Genomic DNA, 17,154 nt, shown 5'->3' on the forward strand with positions numbered 1-17,154 from the left:
AGCCCCGCGACCGCCCGCTCTGTAGCCCGTCGACCCGGCGGCAACAAGACCGGGGAGCGAGGCAAGAGCACGACGGGCAGCCTGAAGGCATCAGTCGACCTTTAGGCGCTTTCGTCACCAGATCTAGCGCGTTCCGACAATTGTCGCGAGTGGGCGATAGAGTCGCGGAGCTTCGCCGGTTTCTCACCCCGCATCGAAAGGCATTGGATGGGCAGCAAGAGGGCTGAGGTCATCGAGATTGGTGTCGACGAACTGGCACTGTCGCTCGTGGGATGGCAGGTCGAAGATGCTCAGGCGCGTCTCGTCACCGAATCTCATGACAGCACTGACCACCAGCAGCAGGTGGCTTTCTCGGGAACCTTTCGCTTTCTTTCGGAGGATTGGACCGACCGGTTCAAGCGCAGTGATGGCGACAGATTTGCCGCGGAGGTATTCCTCACTCTGAACCGGACCGATGCCCCCGCACCCGCCGGTAACTACCAATGGGTCGTCCTCCAGAAGATCCAAAAGGCTCAGAAGGGCCTCATCCGCGTTGCTGCCAAGAGCGACACCTGGACGTGCCGGGCGCCATTCACCGCGGCCGACATCGATCTCCGCCTCACGGCACACGACCTGGCCGATGTCTCGGGTGTGTATATCAACTCGAAGCTCAACCTTCCCGGTCCGACGAGAGCGCTCGACATCGCGGTGGTAGACGAGGTTAGCGTCGCAGGACCGCGTGCGAGGGTCACCGCCGCCCATGCCTACGTGACGAGCGACGAAGCGACTCTCACCATGCACACCGAAGGCACCTTCGAATTCGGAAGCGCGGAAGATCTGCTCCGGGTGTACGTCGAGCAATGCGAATGGGCAGACCGCGGATCCACATTGCAGGAAGCGGCGCCCTTCGAGGTGGCGGCGCCGGATGTCAAATTCGAGATCGAGGACGAGACCGGGTTCCTGCTCCACCATCGAACCTGCAGGTTCTACGGGCGGATCCCAGTCAACGATCAGGGGGCAGCCCCCAGTCGCCAGCCGCGGTGGGTCGCACGAGATGTCATCAAAATTAGCAACCTGCCCGGCGATCCGCACCGGGTTGTTGCGCGCCTAATCGACGGCGACTGGTGAACGAGCTCACCGAGCACCTGGCTGCGTTGCAGGTACAGCTGATCGACGAACACACGCAGGCCCCAGGACTGTTCGGGGAGATCGCCCGGATGGAAGACCTCTTGGCTGACACCTATCGCAACCGTGTGCCGTACGAGCTGCTGCAGAACTCGGACGACGCCGAATCAACGGTCGTCACCATCACCGCGCTGCCCGACGGGACCTGGTGCTGGTCGAACAATGGAAGACCGCTGAGCTCAGCAGATGCGGAAGCGCTCTGCAGAAGCGCCAGCTCGACCAAGCGCCGAGGTGATTCCATTGGGTATCGCGGCATCGGATTCAAGTCCCTCGCCGCAATCGCTTCCCGAATCGACATCAGGTCCTCGGACGTGGCCTTCGCCTTCGATCGAACGGTCGCTGCCCAGTTGCTGGGCGAGCAGTCACCGTCGGCGGTCCCATTAATCCGGATCCCGTGCGCGATTCGCACTGCTGAGCGGATCGATGGGGCGAGTTTCACGATCAGCGGACACGACGGCGGTGAGGTTCCGCTGGACGCGATCGACCCCATAAGCCTGCTGTTCCTGCGCCACGTCGAACGCGTCGGCATTGCTAGCGCAGAACGCGTCGACACGGTCAGCGTGAACCGCGAGGATTCGCGAGTGACTCTTCACAATCAGGCTGGCCCCGCGACCTTCGGGCTGCTGAAGCTAGGGGCTGCGACGATCGCCGTACCGCTTGATGCACGTGCCCAGTCACTCACCGGGCTTCGCGGCCGCCTAGCGTGTGGCCTGCCGCTAGACGATGAACTGGGACTGCCCGTCGCGATATCGGGAGACTTGCTGACCGATCCGTCGCGTACGCACGCCGTCGTCGGGGATGAATCTACTCAGCGGGTGCTCGCAGACGCCGCGTCAGCTATCGCATACGAGTTGACCGTGCCAGAGGCGCCGTTTTTCCAGCGGCTCTGGGAACTTGTCCTGGAGGGCGAAGACCTTCGCTCGCTATTGGTGTCGTCGCGTCCCACCACGGGCACCGCACTACTCACTGAGCTCCAACGAGTGATGAAGTCCGAGCCAAAGCCCTTCGCCTACTCACCATTGCCCTTGACTGCGGACGACGTCTCTCGCATCTTTCCCTTAGGTGCACCGGTGGCGCTGTACACGAAGCAGAACCAGCCGGGCGCCCGCGCCCTGAAAGCCGTTTTGGGGCTAGATACCCTTGATGTAAAGCAACTCGCCAACGAACCCGTGGTTGGGCAGCTGTCCGAGGATCTGGTCGCGCACCTGGGCGCGCACCTCAGCGAGATGGCCCGAAGCTACGGCCGGCAGCTGACCTCCGCTGAGCAACGGGTCGTTGACCGGGGGCTGGCCGCATCGCCGCCCCCACGGACGGTAATAGCCGAGCCCGCAGCACATGATGCGCGCCGAGGCGAGATTCTCGAGGCGGCGGAGCCTCTGGCCGCCGTTGTTTCCCGTTGGCGCACAGCTGAAGTCGCCACGATGGAATACCTCAACAGCCGCGGCTGGCGCCTCGAAGACGTCAGCGGACAGAACGTCGGCTACGACCTCTCCGGGAGTAATCCGTCCGGAGCGCCTGTGCGAATTGAGGTCAAGAAGGTCGACCACCCAGACGCGCGGTTTGCCATGACCAACAACGAGATGTCGCTAATGCTCGCTTCGCCAGGCGGCTACCTGCTTGCGATTCTCGTTGGGGACGGCCGCTACGTCAGGCTCATGGTGGTGGACCCCAGTGACGATGGCCTGCCTAAGGAGCGGGTCTGCCGTAGATGGGACTGGGAGTTTACCGACTGGGCACGCTTCGCAACGGTTATCGACTGACTAAGCGGCCGGACCAACGTCCGGCTGCACGCTCCGTCTCGAACACGCTGCAGGTATCGAGTAAAGGCCTACGTGCCGATCGCGGACCGCGGATCGCTCGGGTCAGGCAGCCGTTGCGCTTCTGCGCCCTCCCAGTACTGCTGGCCCTCGGTACCGATTCGGAAACACTCGTGTTGTGATTTCGAGCAGTTCGCCCGCCAATCCGTCTGGCGCTTCCTCGAGCCGTTGGCGAATTGCGGCGAACTGGCGAATAGGACCAGTTAACGAGCAACACCACCCGCGCTGCGTGACTGCTGCGGACTGCTGCGCGCAGCACCCGCCGCAGTCGCGTGAGTGGAGTGCGGCGAGTGCTGCGCCCCCTATAGGGCGCAGCACTCGCCGCAGCACTGCCGCAGCGCTCAAAACCGGGCTCACGGCCGGTTCGCCGCCGCGGCACTTGAAACGGCTTGGTAACCCTGTGCCCCACCCTTGCCGGCAACTTCGGCCAAGCGCTTTTCGGTAACCAGGTCGTCCACGGCATCGCGCGCCGCGCCTTCCGTGAACTGCTGGCCCGCTTTCCGCATCTGTGCGTACAGCTCGCGCAGCGACCTCACGGTGCGGTTGGGTTGGGCGGCAATAACCTCCCACACGGCTACCGTCAACTGGTCCTCGGGTCCGTCTGGGTCAGGTTCAACGGCGGGCCTGGGCGCGTACAGCATCAACGAGAACGGGTCGAACGGATCGCTGTCGTCACCCACCAGCGTGCCCATGTAGGTCTTGCCGTGCACCTTGGTGGCCCTGCCCTTACCGCGCAGGTGGCCCGGACGGTCCTTAGTCACATAGACATCGGACACCCCTCGCAGTCCGCGCCCGAACGGGCTGCGGTTCTCCAGCGCGATGCGCGCACCGTCCAACGCGTTGCCTTTATGCACCGACCCATAGGCGTCACGGCGGCTGCTGTCACGCGACATGGGCATGTGGTCACAGGCAATGGTTGCGGCCCCCTCCCGCAGGAACGGAGTCACCAGGCGTCGCCGAAAGCTAGACGCACCATCGACTGCCACCGCGTCGGACCCGTGCAGTGACATTGCTTCATTGACGCCATCGTGAACAACCAGGTCCGGTGGCAGCTTCAACAGCTCCCGGATCAGGTCTTTGGTTGAGGCCTGCAGTGGCGCGACGAACCGAAACAGCGGAGGTAGCAACAGGTCATCGGACACACCGAGTAGCCGTAGCCGCTCAATCGTGCTTTCCGGGTTGCTTTCCTCGTAATGGATGTAGATCACGCGGCGGCCACGCGCCAGCTCGGCCGCAACACATGCCAGCGCCAACCACGTCTTGCCGCATTCCGTTTCACCCACCAGGGCATGTTCTCGCCCCTGGTAGATCAGCTGCATTCCATCGGATCGGGCAACACCAGCTGACGGTGGCTGTGGTGGCTCCACCTCCCCGCGCAAGTACGGCCCAAGGTCCATGGGTTCCCAGCTGTTCGGCTCGTCATCGCTGGCCTTGGTTTGGGAAGTTTGGTTGTCGTCCGGTCGTGTCCAGTCGGACGGCCCGTTGTCCAGGTCCGCCGGCGGCTCTGGTGGGTCCAGCCCTGGCTCGGGGACTGCATACAACGGCAGGTTGCCGTTCCTGCTGCCGTTCCTGCGCGCTTCTGCTCTGGCGCATTCTTCCGCGAGGCGGCTGTCTTTGGCCGCTAAATCATCGGTCATGAGATGGAGGCCCCCACGGGTCGCGTCTGCCAAACTTCAGCGGCGGCAACCGATATGAGGCTTCACGGCGCCGCCGCAGCTGAGCAGCAATCGATTCGTGACACACCTGGCTGTTACTGTCTGCTTCATCAGCTTCTTGGTGGTTGCTGATGGCGTTGGTTGAGGGTCGATCCTGGTGGTTTGGGGTTCGGCACACTTCCTTTCCGGGCGGCTCGGTGCGGGTGATCATGCACTTGCCTCGGCGTACTCATGGGCTTCGGCGGTCATGCTGAGGTCCGCTCTTGCTCGGCGATCCACGCTAACGCAGTTGACCGCTTCCACACTCGGCGGCGACCGAGCTTGAATGACGGTGGTCCGGAGCCGATATGTGCCCAATAGCGCCAAGTCGACGCCGGCGTGCCCGTCATCTGCTCGAGTTGCGGGGCTGACAGATATTCGGCAGCCGCAAGGGCAGCCTTCCCGTCGGCCTCCCACTGCTCGCGTTCCGCCTCTGCGATTCCTTCTACGAACGGTTTTGCTCTGTTTGTCGTCATGATTGACACAGTGCAGAGTTAAGTGCACAGTTACAACATCGCACCGACGTACGGCGATGGAGGTTTCGGGTTGGCTGGGAAGTATCACCACATCGGTGACGGACCCAGAACAATCAGGACGGGCGACGGCCGCATGCGGTTCGTGGTCTCTGGCGACTATATGGCGTTCGGCATAGACGGGGCACCCTTGTTCGGCACCGACGGCGGTGCGCCGGGCTGGATCGCCGAGCGATTCCCCGACGCGACAAGGACGCCGTTGGCTGACGGCGAGTGGAGTCCGTCGGTGAGGCTCTTACCGGCGTGGGTTGAGTTTGAACTCGACGGGCGCAATGAGCCAGACTTTCATTGCCGGATTGAGCTACGCGACGGCGTCCCTCGGCTTGTCGAATTAGGTTACCGCGCAAGAGAAAACCAAACCGAGATACGCCAAAAGCACCTTCGTGCAACCGAGATCGCAGAGATCGCGAACACTGTGTATAGGCAGTGGATTGTCGAGATCCGTGACGTGTGGCGCGACAAGCCCGGAATCGCTATCCCGGCGATCGAGGAAGATCAGCATCGAATTGTCCGCAGTCTCGTGTACGACCTTCGCGCGGGTCGGCGTCAAGTCAACAGCGAGTTGCTGCGCCAGGTCGCCGAGGTCTACCGCGCCAATTTTGACAAGGCGCCGGCTGAGGCGGTCGCGCGGACATTCGGGGTCAAGCCACGGATGGCGCACGAGTACGTGCGACGAGCACGTGAGCGCGGTTTCTTGCCTCCCACCACTCAGGGAAAGAAGAAGATATGAGCGGCAAACGTAACCGTCGGGCCGGCGTAACGGACCTGTGGACCAAGACGGTCCGTGACTCAGACGGCACCACCCGCACAGCGCCCAGCGCCCGGCATGGCGTCGGACTGCGTTGGCGAGCAACATATGTCGACAACAGCAGCCGCGAGCACTCCAAGTCATTCGGCCGCAAAACCGACGCCCAGAGCTGGCTCAATGAAGTCACGGCCTCGGTCGTCACCGGCCAGTACGTCGACCCGAAAGCCGGTCAGGTCACGTTCCGCGACTACGCCGAACGCTGGCGGCAGATGCAGGTCCAGCGGCCCAGCAGCCGCGCACACATCGAGACGATGTTGCGCCGACACACCTACCCGACGCTGGGCGACCGCCAACTCACCTCGATCTTGCCCAGCGACATACAGGCCTGGGTCAAGGGGCTGGTGTTGGCCCCGGCCACGGTCGGCGTGGTCCACGGGATCGCGTCCACCATCTTCAAGTCCGCGATCCGGGACCGGCGGCTTGCTGCAAACCCTTGCGACGGTACGAAATTGCCGAAGGTGCAGCGTCCGCAGATTGTGCCGCTGACGACAGAGCAGGTGGAGGCCGTCCGCGGCGAGCTACCCGTAGAGCTACAGGCGCTTATCACACTGGCGGCGGGAACCGGTATGCGGCAGGGAGAATGCTTTGGCCTCACCGTGGATCGGGTGAGGTTCCTTGAGCGTGCGATCACCGTAGACCGGCAGCTGGTGACCGTCGCCGGCCAAGCACCCACGTTTGGGCCACCGAAGACTCGCGCCAGCCACCGGACGATCCCGCTCCCCCAGGTCGTGGCCGACGCTCTGGCCGCGCACCTGGCGGCGTTCCCCGCCGAGCCGGACGGCCTGGTGTTCACCCAGTCAGGCAAGCCGATCACCCGCTCCACGTTTGGATATAGATGGCGTGCGGCGGTCAAGGAGGCCAAGCTGCCGCACGGGACCGGATTCCACGCGCTGCGCCACTACTACGCGAGTTTGCTGATCCGTCACGGCGAGAGCGTCAAGACGGTCCAGGCGCGGCTAGGCCACGCAAGCGCGGTCGAGACCCTGGACACATACAGCCACCTCTGGCCAGACAGCGACGACCGGACCCGCGATGCCATCGACTCGGTGCTGGGATCTACTGCGTACCGGCTGCGTACTGGCCAGCCTGTGACCAGCTGAACACGCTGCTCAAAGGGCAGGGGCGGGCGAGTTGGCCTGTAAGCCGGATTCTGTTCCGCGTCAATGACACGGCGGCGACCATCCATCTGGACACACCGTTGCCGGGTGCCTCGAGCGGTCTACCCGCAGGCTCGGGCGAGCAGCCCTCAGGCACCTGCGCAGCCACACCGTAGTGCGGCCTTCTTGACCTTGCTCCGGGTGGGGTTTGCCTAGCCACTCCGGTCACCCGGAATGCTGGTGCGCTCTTACCGCACCGTTTCACCCTTACCACCGCGTAGGTGGCGGTCTGTTTTCTGTGGCACTTTCCCGCGAGTCACCTCGGATTGCCGTTAGCAATCACCCTGCTCTGTGAAGTCCGGACTTTCCTCGACCAGGTGCTGTGAGCCCCAGCCGCGGCCGCCCGGCCAACTCGTCCGCGCTAACACCGTACTCGCTGCGGAATTCGCAGGCCAACGGCTTTCGCCGGCCCTCACATCCCGGGTGTCCCTATCGTCTACAGGTTGAGGGAGAAGGAGGACGCAGCTGATGCCGACGGATCGATGGTCGAAGCGCGTCGACAGTGGCGACTGGGACGCGATCACCGCATCCGTCGACGACTTCGGCGGAGCGTTGCTGCCGCGGTTGCTGACCGTCGCCGAGGCGCGACGAATCCGATCCCTGTTCGGCTCCGACGCGTTGTTCCGGTCCACCGTCGACATGGCTCCGCGCCGCTACGGCTCCGGTCGATACCGCTACTTCCACTCCCCGTACCCGGAGCCGATCGAGCAGCTCAAGCAGGCGCTGTATCCGCGACTGCTGCCGATCGCGCGGGACTGGTGGGGCAAGCTGGGCCGCGAGGCGCCGTGGCCCGACACCCTCGACGAGTGGCTGGAGATGTGTCACACCGCCGGCCAGACCCGTTCGACGGCGCTGATGCTGCGATACCAGACCGGCGACTGGAACGCGCTTCATCGAGACCTCTACGGCGACTTGGTGTTTCCGCTGCAGGTGGTGATCGACCTGAGCGATCCGGACACCGAGTTCACCGGCGGGGAATTCATGCTGGTCGAGCAGCGGGCCCGGGCCCAGTCACGCGGCACCGCAACACACTTGCCGCAGGGCCACGGCTACCTGTTCACCACCCGGGACCGGCCGGTGCGCTCAGCGCGGGGCTGGTCGGCCGCGGCCGTGCGGCACGGCCTGTCCGTCGTCCGGTCCGGCGAGCGCTACGCGCTCGGGCTGATCTTCCACGACGCCGCCTAGAGCGCCGACTGGCGCGAGCGACCGCTGCTTTCGGCGACGGTGTCTGCGGGACCGATGCGCGCCCACACCGTCTTGCCACGGGGCGCCGGCGTGTTGCCCCAGCGTCCACAGAGCGACGAGACGATGTCCAGACCACCCGGGCAGCTGCCGACCGGGCGTTCCCGTCGGACCGCTGCGGCGCGGCTGGAATCGGAGACCGCGACGACGACCTCGTCGGCGGTGCCTTCGAGCCGAAGGTCGAATCCGCCGCCGGCGTGGCTCAACGCATTCTCGGCGAAAACCGTTGTCACCGTGCTGGCGACCGGAATCTTGTCGCGCATCGACCAGGCCACCAGGTGCTCGTGGACGGAGATCAGGGCGGCGTTCACGCTGGAGGGGTGCGCGTCGAACGACTCGCGGGCGCGGTGGCGATAGCGGCGCGTACCGTCTCCGATCGCGGCGGCCGCCGCAGCGACATCGACGTAGACGGGGACACGGCCCGCGATCGACAGATCGGCGAGTCGGGTGCGCACGGCAGGGTCACCGGCCACCAGGGCAATCGGTACCTCGGGCCATTGCTTGACGTACCAACGGGCGCTGGCGAACACCGCCCAGGCGCCGTCATCGCCGCCGTCCAGTCCGTTGATGTCGACGATCACCGGCGCGGCGGCCTCGACGGCAACCTCGATCACCGCGTCCCGGACCTGCTGACAGGTCCGGTCATTCAGCGTTCCGGCCAGGCGCAGAACGACGACGCCGCGGCGTACCTCTGTCGTACTTCTCAACATCATCCTTCGTCACTTTCTTGACGCAAAGGAGGACTTCGGGGCCCCAGCGTACCCACGGCATGTGGTTTTACTCGGGCATTTCTGGCGGGATAGACGTGTCGGCTGCCCCACCGGAAGTAGCCGAGTCTCGGCCGAGTGCGATCGTCGACGCGGTCATCGCGGCGACCGCGACCGCCAGGACCGCGGCGCCGGCACCCCGCACCGCCAGGTGCTCGCCCAGGATCACCACACCCAACAACACCGCCACCACGGGCTCGCCGACCAGCATGATCGGCACCGATGCCTGCAGTGCGCCGGCATGAAACGCCGACTGCTGCAAGACAGTTACCGTCACGGCGAGCGCCACCAACAGATACGGGGCGGGCACCGTGAGCAACCCGTGCCAACCGTGCACGGCGAGCCGGTGCGTGCTGACCTTCGTCAACACCGCGACCATGCCCAGCAGCACGGCGACCGCGCTGGCCAACAAGGTGGCCCGCCGCCGCCCGGCCGCGCGGCGGGCGGCCAGCACGCAGACGAGCACCACCGGCACCGAGGTGCCGAGCGCAACGCTCCACGCCGGCACCGGCGACCGATAGTGGCCCTCGCGGGGCTGCCCGACCAGGACAAAGATCGTGAGCGCCGCCGTCAGCAGCAGCGCCCAGCCCCAATCACGCAGCCGCACGTGTTGATTGGAGAACCGCGCGCTCAGCGGCAACACGAACAGCAGGGACGACACCAGGAGTGGTTGCACCAGCAGCAGCGACCCGTGGGCCAGGGCGAGCGCCTGGAACACGTAACCGCCGATCGCGCCGACGGTTCCCAACCACCACGCCGGCTGCCGCACCCACGACGTGACGATCGGGCCCCCGACCGCTTCGGCGTCGGCTCCCGTCTGGATGGCCCGTTGCCGGACGACGATCCCGACGGCGGCGAAAAGCGCTGCCAGCAATGCGGATACGATGGCCAGGGCGTGCGACTCTAACCACTCCACGATGGGCCCACTACCCGGACGACGGCGATCTCAACCCAGATACCCGGTCTGGTTGACCAGCCGAACCGACGATGCGCCGTCGGGGTAGAACTCGGCGATGCTCAACGACGCGAGGTCCAGATGCAGCCGATAGAGGATGCCCGGCCCGGCGTCCAGCGCTGCGCGCAGCAGCATCTTGATCGGCGTCACGTGCGACACCAGCAACACCGTGCTGCCGCCGTGTTCGCCGACGATGCGGTCCCGCGCGGCCATGACCCGTCGGTTGACGTCGTCGAAGCTCTCGCCGTCGGGGGGCTCGGTGGTGGTGTCGCGCAACCACCGTCGATGCAGCTCGGGATCACGCTCGGCCGCCTCGGAAAACGTCAGACCATCCCACTGGCCGAAATCGGTTTCGACCAGATCGTCATCGACCGCCACGTCCAGGCCCAACCGTTTGGCGGCCGCCGCCGCGGTGTCCTGGCAGCGCTGCAGGGGTGAGCTGACCACCGCCGCGATTCCGCCGCGCGACCCGAGGTAGGCGGCGGCCGCCTCGGCCTGCTGCCGGCCCAATGCTGTCAGCGGCGGGTTGCCGCGGCCCGAATAGCGGCGCTGCACCGACAATTCGGTCTGGCCGTGGCGCAGCAACAGCAGCCGGGTGGCAGACCCGGTCGCACCGGTCCACCCGGGCGGAGAGGCCGTCCCACCGGCGGTGGCGGTCGTCGGGGTTGCCTTCGAGGCCGACGGGATTTCGGCCGCGGCGTCCATCGCCTCGTTCGCCAGCCGATCGGCGTGCGCGTTCTCGGCCCGCGGAATCCACTGGTAGGTAATCCGATCGAATGCCGAGGCCAGTTCGCGAGCCTGGGCGTGCAACTCGGCCAGGTCGGGATGCTTGACCTTCCAGCGACCGGACATCTGCTCGACCACCAGCTTGGAGTCCATCGCCACCGCGACCTCGCTGGCGTGCAGCTTTGCGGCTTCTTCCAAACCCGCCAGCAGGCCCCGGTATTCGGCGACGTTGTTGGTGGCCACCCCGATCGCCTGCTTGCTCTCGGCCAGCACCACGGACCGGTCTGCGCTCCACACCACCGACCCGTAACCGGCCGGCCCGGGGTTGCCCCGCGATCCCCCGTCGGCCTCGACAACAACCTTCACCGGTTGATGCCCTTGATCCGCAACAGAATTGCGCTGCATTCGGGGCAGCGCAGCACCTCGTCGTCGGCGGCCGCCGAGATCCGGGCCAGCTCGCCGCGGTCGATCTCGATGCGGCACGCCCCGCAGCGCCCGCCCTGCAGCAGCCCCGCCCCGGGGCCACCGCCGGAGCGTTGCCGCTCGTACAGCGCCAGCAGGTCCGGAGCCAGTTCGGCGGTGATCTCCTCGCGCCGCGACAGGTGCACTCGACGATGGTGATCGATGTCGGCGATGGTGGTGTCCAAAGCCTGCTGCGTTGCGGCCAGCTCGCTCTTCAGACCGTCGATGACGGCCACCTCGGCGTCGCGCTGATTCTGCAGCTGCTCGCGGTGTTCCATCACTTCGATCAGGGAGTCCTCCAGGCTGGATTGGCGGCGCTCCAATGTCTCCAGCTCGTGCTGCAGTTCCGACAGTTGCTTGGAATCGGCCACAGTCTGCAGCAGTGACCGGTCCCGGTCCTCGCGCTGGCGTACCCCGTCGATTTCCGCCTCGAAGCGCGAGACCTGAGTATCCAAGTCTTCCAACGCAATCTGCAGTGCACCCAACCGATCATTGGCGGCGATCTGCTCGGTGTGAATCCGCTCGATGTCGGCGCGCTCGGGTAGGTGACCGGCGCGGTGGTCCATCTTGGCCAGTTCCGCGTCGAGCTCTACGACCTCGAACAGCGAGCGCTGCTGTGCTACTTCGGCTTTCATGCGTCCTTTCGCCCGTCGGCGTGGTCGACGTTCCAGGGGTCGGTGCGGATCTGGCAGGTTTCCACCGAGAGCGCGGCGCCGAACGCCGACCGCAGCACGTCGGCAGCCTGTTCGCACCAGGGGAATTCGCTGGCCCAGTGCGCGACGTCGATCAGCGCGACATCGGAGGCACGGCGGTGCTCGTCGGCGGGGTGGTGACGCAGATCCGCCGTCACATAGGCCTGCACGTCGGCGGCCGCTGCAGCATCCAGCAGCGAATCACCGGCTCCGCCGCACACCGCCACGCGCGAGACGGTCGCCTCCGGATCGCCCGCCGCACGTACTCCCCACGAGGTCTGCGGCAGGCCCCTTTTGACCCGGGCGACGAATGCGCTCAAGGGTTCCGGTCGCGCCAGCGCGCCGACCCGGCCGAGCCCGGCGCCGCTGGGTAACGGCTCGAGTGCGACGACGTCGAAGGCCGGCTCCTCGTACGGGTGTGCCGTCCGCATCGCCGCCAGTACCTGTGGCCGCACCCCGGTGGATGCAACGAACTCGACCCGGTCCTCGATCACTCGTTCCACTGCGCCGACACTGCCGATCGCCGGTTGCGCGCCGGCCTCTGGCAGGAACTGGCCGGTGCCGGTCACGCTCCAGTCGCAGTGCGAGTAGTCGCCGATGCGTCCGGCGCCGGCCGCAAAGACCGCTGACCGCAACGCATCCGCGTTTTCCGGTGGTACGAAAACGACCCACTTGTCCAGGTGCCGGGTCGGTGGTGCGGGCTCCAAGACCCCGTCGACGGTCAACCCGAGCGCGTGCGCCAGCGCGTCGGAGACGCCCGGTGACGCCGAGTCGGCATTGGTGTGCGCGGTGAACAGCGAACGCCCAGAACGGATCAGCCGGTGGATCAGAGCCCCCTTGGCGGTGTCGGCGGCCACCGTGTCGACCCCGCGCAACAGCAACGGGTGGTGTGCCAGCAACAGACCCCCGTCTGGAACGGCGTCCACCACCGCGGCGGTCGCGTCCACCGCGATGGTGACCGAGCTCAGTGCGTCGTCGGGATCACCGCAGACCAGGCCGACCGAATCCCACGACTGCGCCAGCCCGGGCGGATAGGCCGCGTCGAGCGCCTCGATAACCGTGCCCAACCGAACCGTCATCGACCCACCCCACTCTCGGCGATCGCGGCCACCAGTTCCGGCCACTCCGGTCGCACCGCGGCGCGCAGATACTCCCCGTCCAGGCCGACGAAGGTGTCACATCGGCGCACGGCAATTCCCTTGCTGTGCAGGTGCTTTCGGAGCAGTGCCGCGTCGTCGACGGCGAACAGCACAAACGGTGCGTCGCCGTCGACGGTGTCGACCCCGGCCGATCGCAGGCCGGCCACCATCTCGGCGCGCATCGCCGCCAGCACCCGGGCGCCGGCTTCGGCTTCGGCGATCGCCGCCGGCGCGCAGCACGCGGCGACGGCGGTCAGCTGCAATGTGCCGACCGGCCAGTGCGGACGGGTGGCGGTCAGCCGGGCCAGCACCTCCGGCGCGCCCAGCGCGTAACCCACCCGCAGCCCGGCCAGCGACCACGTCTTGGTCAGGCTCCGCAGCACCACGACGTCGGGCAGGCGCATGGCGGCCAGCGATTCCGGCTCGCCGGGTACGGCGTCGGCGAACGCCTCGTCCACCACCACGATGCGACCGGGCCGCCGCAGCGCCAGGATCTGCTCGCGGCGGTGCAGAACCGCGGTCGGGTTGGTCGGGTTGCCGACCACCACGAGGTCCGTCGCGTCGGGCACCCGGACGCCGTCCAGCCGGAACGGCGGAGCCAGCACCACGTGCCGCACCGGCACCCCGGCCGCCAGCAGGGCCGCGTCCGGTTCGGTGAACGACGGAGCGATCAACGCGGCCAGTGCGGGCCGCAGGTTCGGCAGCAGCGCGAATCCCTCGGCGGCGCCGGCGAGTAACGCGACCTCGTCGACGGCACGCCCGTGCCGGGCTGCGACGGCCTCACGCGCCACCCGCTCGTCACCCGCGCTCGGGTATCGCCCCAGGTCGCCGAGCCGAGCCGCCAACCGATCGGTGAGCCAGCCGGGCGGTTGGGAGTGGCGGACGTTGACCGCGAAGTCGAGCAGGCCGGGTTCGGCGGCCTGGTCGCCGTGATAGCGCGCCGCCGCGAGCGGAATCGACGCGCTCGAATCCAGACTCGCCACATCTGAAACAGTAACGACCGCGCCGCGCAGCCGGGTATCGGGACACGATCGCCGCTGCGCGCCGGCATCGAGGACAATGGCCACGTGACAGGCGCGGCCCCGGCGGCTTTGGTGATCTTCGATCTCGACGGCACGCTCACCGACTCCGCGGACGGCATCGTCTCCAGCTTCCGCCACGCGCTCGGTGAGATCGGGGCCGATGTCCCCGAGGGCGACCTGGCCAGCAAGATCGTCGGGCCGCCGATGCACCACACCTTCGAGGCCATGGGGCTGGGCGGGCAGGCGGCCGCCGCCATCGCCGCGTACCGCGCCGACTACATCACCCGTGGCTGGGCCATCAACAGCCTCTTCGACGGGATCGCACCGCTGTTGGCCGATCTGCGCGCCGCCGGGGTGCGCCTCGCGGTCGCCACCTCCAAGGCCGAGCCCACCGCCCAGCGCATCCTGGAACACTTCGGCCTCGACGGGCACTTCGACGTGATCGCCGGCGCCAGCGTCGACGGCACCCGAGCCGCCAAGGCCGATGTGTTGGCGCACGCGCTGGCGCAACTGCAACCGCTGCCCGAACGCGTTTTCATGGTCGGCGACCGTCGCCATGATGTCGAGGGCGCGGCCGTCCACGGTATCGACGCGGTGGTGGTCGGCTGGGGTTACGGCCGGGCCGACTTCGCCGACGCCCCCAGCGGCGCAGTCCATGTCGAGACGGTCGACGAACTGCGGAGGGCCTTGGGTGTCTGAACAGCTGCACGTCACGTTCGTCTGCACCGGCAACATCTGCCGGTCGCCGATGGCGGAGAAGATGTTCGCCCATCAGATCGGCGAACGCGGCCTGGCCGACGCGGTGCGGGTCAGCAGCGCCGGAACGGCCGGCTGGCACATCGGCAGCCCCGCCGACGAGCGGGCCAATCGGGTGCTGCGCGCGCACGGTTACCCGACCGACCACAGCGCCGCGCAGGTGGACGTCGAACACATCAACGCCGACCTGGTGATCGCGTTGGCCCGCAACCACGTTCCGCTGCTGCAGCAGGTGGGTGTCGACCCCGACCGGATCCGGATGCTGCGGTCGTTCGATCCACGCTCTGGCGCTTATGTACTCGACGTCGATGACCCCTACTACGGCGACAACCGTGATTTCGAGATCACCTTCGCCTCGATCGAAGCAGCGCTGCCCGGGCTGCACACCTGGGTCGACGAACAGCTGGCCCCGGACGGCAACGGCTGATGCGCCGTCTGACCTTTCTGCTGCGGCCGGGCTGGATAGCGCTGGCCGTGGTGGTGATCGCGTTCACCTACCTGTGCTTCAGCGTGCTGGCACCCTGGCAACTCGGGAAGAACACCAAGACGTCGCGGGCGAACGACCAGATCCAGCATTCCCTGACGACCGACCCGGTTCCATTGACAACAATCCTGCCGCAACAGGATTCGACCGCGGTCGACAGTGAGTGGCGCCGGGTGACGGCGATCGGACACTACCTGGCGGACAAGCAGGTGGTGGCCCGGCTGCGGGTCGCCGAGGGCGATCAGGCGATGGAGGTGCTGCTGCCGTTCGTCGTCGACGGCGGGCCCACCGTGTTGGTCGACCGCGGTTATGTTCGGCCATTACCCGGTTCACGGGTACCGCCGGTCGCCACACCACCGCGCGGGACGGTGAGCATCACGGCTCGCCTGCGCGACTCCGAGGGTCCGCTGGCGGACAAGAAGTCCTTTGTCAGTGACGGTGTGCGACAAGTGTATTCGATTGACACCAGCGAGATCGCCACGCTGACCGACACCCCGCTGGCCGGGCCTTACCTGCAACTCGTCGACGGCCAACCCGGCGGGCTCGGCGTCGTCGCCCTGCCCCACCTGGACTCGGGACCGTTCCTGTCCTACGGCATCCAGTGGATCACGTTCGGCGTGATCGCACCGATTCTGCTGGGCTACTTCGTCTATGCCGAAGTCCAGGCCCGCCGCGCCGACAAGGTGCGCGCCGCGGAGGCCACCGAGAAGCCGGCACCGCAAACCGTCGAGGACAAACTCACCGACCGTTACGGCCGGCGACGCTGAGACCGACGCAGGCAGCGATCAACGCGGCGGTCTGCACCGCACGCGAAAGCCGTACGGCGCGATCCACATCGACGACCGTCGGGGCCCGACCCGAACCGAGAGCGGGCCGAATCTGAAGCTGGTAGTGATACTGGGTGGGCCCACCGAGTCGCACGCCCAGCGCTCCGGCGAAGGCGGCCTCGACCGCGCCGGCGTTCGGGCTGGGATGGCGCCCCGCGTCGCGGCGCCACGCCGTGACCGCACCCCGGGGCGAACCGCCGACCACCGGCGCGCACACCACCGTCAGTGCTGCCGTCGCACGCGCGGCGACGTAGTTGGCCGCGTCGTCCAATCGTGCTGCCGCCCAACCGAACCGGGTATAGCGCGGCGAGCGGTGGCCGATCATCGCATCCAGGGTGTTGACCGCCCGGTACCCCAGCACCCCGGGCACTCCGGCGGCGGCGGCCCACAGCAGCGGCGCCACCTGCGCGTCCGAGGTGTTCTCGGCCACCGACTCGACCGTCGCCCGCGCCAAGCCCGCGGCGTCCAGCGTCGCCGGATCCCGCCCGCACAGAGACGGCAGCAACCGGCGGGCGCCGTCGAGGTCCTCATGGCGGAGCAAGGTGCCCATCGCCGATCCGACGCGCGCCAACGAGGTTCCGCCCAGCGCCACCCAGGTCGCCACCGCGGTGGCTGCGACGGCTCCGGCGCCGCCGGCCCGGCCGAGTAACCGTTGCAGCGCGGCGCCGGAAAGAACCACCCCGGCGATCAGCGTGGCGGCGTGAGCGGCGCCGACGAACCTGTTGTCGCGATAGGTGAGCCGCTCCAGTGAGCCTGCCGCAGCACCGAATCCCGCTACCGGGTGACCCACCCGCGGGTCGGCCAGGACGACGTCGGCCAGATACCCCGACAGCACGCCCAAGAGCCGGTGACGCTGCGTGGTGCCAAACACTCCGGCAGCGTCTCACAACGTGGTCTACTCGGCTGATG

16 protein-coding genes and 1 other RNA gene are annotated in these 17,154 nt (G+C 67.1%); 8 read left to right on the plus strand and 9 right to left on the minus strand.

Annotated features, from left to right (window positions below; translation table 11 throughout):
* The first annotated feature begins 207 nt into the window (after positions 1 to 207).
* Positions 208 to 1,107 carry a hypothetical protein gene (locus tag ACZYW1_RS20725; RefSeq protein ID WP_463788342.1) on the plus strand — a complete coding sequence of 300 codons (900 nt, stop codon included), beginning with the start codon at positions 208 to 210 and terminating at the stop codon, positions 1,105 to 1,107.
* On the plus strand, positions 1,104 to 2,924 hold the full coding sequence (locus ACZYW1_RS20730; RefSeq protein WP_463788343.1) for a sacsin N-terminal ATP-binding-like domain-containing protein: 1,821 nt from the start codon (positions 1,104 to 1,106) through the stop codon (positions 2,922 to 2,924). The genes ACZYW1_RS20725 and ACZYW1_RS20730 overlap by 4 nt, the downstream gene beginning before the upstream one ends.
* Positions 2,925 to 3,334: 410 nt before the next feature.
* Here ACZYW1_RS20730 and ACZYW1_RS20735 read toward each other — a convergent pair whose 3' ends face one another.
* Positions 3,335 to 4,618, minus strand: a complete 1,284-nt coding sequence (locus ACZYW1_RS20735) for an AAA family ATPase (RefSeq protein ID WP_463788344.1) — start codon at positions 4,616 to 4,618, stop codon at positions 3,335 to 3,337.
* Positions 4,619 to 5,173: 555 nt separating this feature from the next.
* Here ACZYW1_RS20735 and ACZYW1_RS20740 point away from each other — a divergent pair.
* Positions 5,174 to 5,938: a hypothetical protein gene (locus ACZYW1_RS20740; protein ID WP_463788345.1), complete on the plus strand. Its 765-nt coding sequence runs from the start codon at positions 5,174 to 5,176 to the stop codon at positions 5,936 to 5,938.
* Complete coding sequence (locus tag ACZYW1_RS20745; RefSeq protein ID WP_463788346.1) at positions 5,935 to 7,116, plus strand: tyrosine-type recombinase/integrase; 1,182 nt, start codon at positions 5,935 to 5,937, stop codon at positions 7,114 to 7,116. Before ACZYW1_RS20740 ends, ACZYW1_RS20745 begins: the two co-directional genes overlap by 4 nt.
* Before the next feature lie 23 nt (positions 7,117 to 7,139).
* Here the strand turns inward: ACZYW1_RS20745 and rnpB are convergent.
* An RNA gene (gene rnpB / locus ACZYW1_RS20750) (RNase P RNA component class A) lies at positions 7,140 to 7,528 on the minus strand.
* A gap of 113 nt (positions 7,529 to 7,641) precedes the next feature.
* Between rnpB and ACZYW1_RS20755 the strand changes: the two genes are divergently transcribed.
* Positions 7,642 to 8,358 (plus strand): 2OG-Fe(II) oxygenase, encoded by a 717-nt coding sequence (locus ACZYW1_RS20755; RefSeq protein WP_463788347.1) that lies wholly within the window; start codon positions 7,642 to 7,644, stop codon positions 8,356 to 8,358.
* Here the strand turns inward: ACZYW1_RS20755 and ACZYW1_RS20760 are convergent.
* From ACZYW1_RS20760 to cobC, 6 genes are all read right to left on the minus strand, one after another.
* Positions 8,355 to 9,122, minus strand: coding sequence for an STAS domain-containing protein (locus ACZYW1_RS20760; protein WP_463788348.1), 768 nt, complete (start codon positions 9,120 to 9,122; stop codon positions 8,355 to 8,357). The two genes, ACZYW1_RS20755 and ACZYW1_RS20760, sit on opposite strands and share 4 nt — an antisense overlap.
* Before the next feature lie 70 nt (positions 9,123 to 9,192).
* Positions 9,193 to 10,098 (minus strand): DMT family transporter, encoded by a 906-nt coding sequence (locus ACZYW1_RS20765; protein ID WP_463788349.1) that lies wholly within the window; start codon positions 10,096 to 10,098, stop codon positions 9,193 to 9,195.
* 30 nt (positions 10,099 to 10,128) lie between these two features.
* On the minus strand, positions 10,129 to 11,229 hold the full coding sequence (locus ACZYW1_RS20770) for a bifunctional RNase H/acid phosphatase (RefSeq protein ID WP_463788350.1): 1,101 nt from the start codon (positions 11,227 to 11,229) through the stop codon (positions 10,129 to 10,131).
* Positions 11,226 to 11,960: a zinc ribbon domain-containing protein gene (locus ACZYW1_RS20775; RefSeq protein WP_463788351.1), complete on the minus strand. Its 735-nt coding sequence runs from the start codon at positions 11,958 to 11,960 to the stop codon at positions 11,226 to 11,228. The genes ACZYW1_RS20770 and ACZYW1_RS20775 overlap by 4 nt, the downstream gene beginning before the upstream one ends.
* Entirely contained in the window at positions 11,957 to 13,096 is a 1,140-nt protein-coding gene (locus ACZYW1_RS20780; protein WP_463788352.1) for a Nif3-like dinuclear metal center hexameric protein, read from the minus strand. Before ACZYW1_RS20780 ends, ACZYW1_RS20775 begins: the two co-directional genes overlap by 4 nt.
* The gene (gene cobC / locus ACZYW1_RS20785) at positions 13,093 to 14,139 is read right to left on the minus strand and encodes an Rv2231c family pyridoxal phosphate-dependent protein CobC (protein ID WP_463788354.1); all 1,047 of its coding nucleotides are present in this window, start codon (positions 14,137 to 14,139) and stop codon (positions 13,093 to 13,095) included. Before cobC ends, ACZYW1_RS20780 begins: the two co-directional genes overlap by 4 nt.
* Before the next feature lie 84 nt (positions 14,140 to 14,223).
* On the opposite strand from cobC, the gene ACZYW1_RS20790 reads away from it, so the two are divergent.
* Genes ACZYW1_RS20790 through ACZYW1_RS20800 form a run of 3 tightly spaced genes read left to right on the plus strand, consistent with a single transcriptional unit; the run spans position 14,224 to position 16,185 of the window.
* Positions 14,224 to 14,877, plus strand: coding sequence for an HAD-IA family hydrolase (locus tag ACZYW1_RS20790; RefSeq protein WP_463788355.1), 654 nt, complete (start codon positions 14,224 to 14,226; stop codon positions 14,875 to 14,877).
* Positions 14,870 to 15,361, plus strand: coding sequence for a low molecular weight protein-tyrosine-phosphatase (locus ACZYW1_RS20795; RefSeq protein ID WP_463788356.1), 492 nt, complete (start codon positions 14,870 to 14,872; stop codon positions 15,359 to 15,361). The genes ACZYW1_RS20790 and ACZYW1_RS20795 overlap by 8 nt, the downstream gene beginning before the upstream one ends.
* A complete protein-coding gene (locus ACZYW1_RS20800) occupies positions 15,361 to 16,185 on the plus strand; it encodes an SURF1 family cytochrome oxidase biogenesis protein (RefSeq protein ID WP_463788357.1) in 825 nt (274 codons plus the stop codon). The genes ACZYW1_RS20795 and ACZYW1_RS20800 overlap by 1 nt, the downstream gene beginning before the upstream one ends.
* On the opposite strand, the gene ACZYW1_RS20805 is transcribed toward ACZYW1_RS20800, so the two are convergent.
* On the minus strand, positions 16,157 to 17,116 hold the full coding sequence (locus ACZYW1_RS20805) for a cobalamin biosynthesis protein (protein ID WP_463788358.1): 960 nt from the start codon (positions 17,114 to 17,116) through the stop codon (positions 16,157 to 16,159). The two genes, ACZYW1_RS20800 and ACZYW1_RS20805, sit on opposite strands and share 29 nt — an antisense overlap.
* Between the last annotated feature and the right edge of the window lie 38 nt (positions 17,117 to 17,154).

The organism is Mycobacterium sp. IDUB_36 (genome assembly GCF_055419225.1).

Coding starts and splice junctions, on each gene's coding strand:
- ACZYW1_RS20725 (WP_463788342.1), top strand. CDS start 208: ATGGGCAGCAAGAGGGCTGAGGTCATCGAGATTGGTGTCGACGAACTG.
- ACZYW1_RS20735 (WP_463788344.1), bottom strand. CDS start 4,618: ATGACCGATGATTTAGCGGCCAAAGACAGCCGCCTCGCGGAAGAATGC.
- ACZYW1_RS20745 (WP_463788346.1), top strand. CDS start 5,935: ATGAGCGGCAAACGTAACCGTCGGGCCGGCGTAACGGACCTGTGGACC.
- ACZYW1_RS20755 (WP_463788347.1), top strand. CDS start 7,642: ATGCCGACGGATCGATGGTCGAAGCGCGTCGACAGTGGCGACTGGGAC.
- ACZYW1_RS20775 (WP_463788351.1), bottom strand. CDS start 11,960: ATGAAAGCCGAAGTAGCACAGCAGCGCTCGCTGTTCGAGGTCGTAGAG.
- ACZYW1_RS20780 (WP_463788352.1), bottom strand. CDS start 13,096: ATGACGGTTCGGTTGGGCACGGTTATCGAGGCGCTCGACGCGGCCTAT.
- ACZYW1_RS20800 (WP_463788357.1), top strand. CDS start 15,361: ATGCGCCGTCTGACCTTTCTGCTGCGGCCGGGCTGGATAGCGCTGGCC.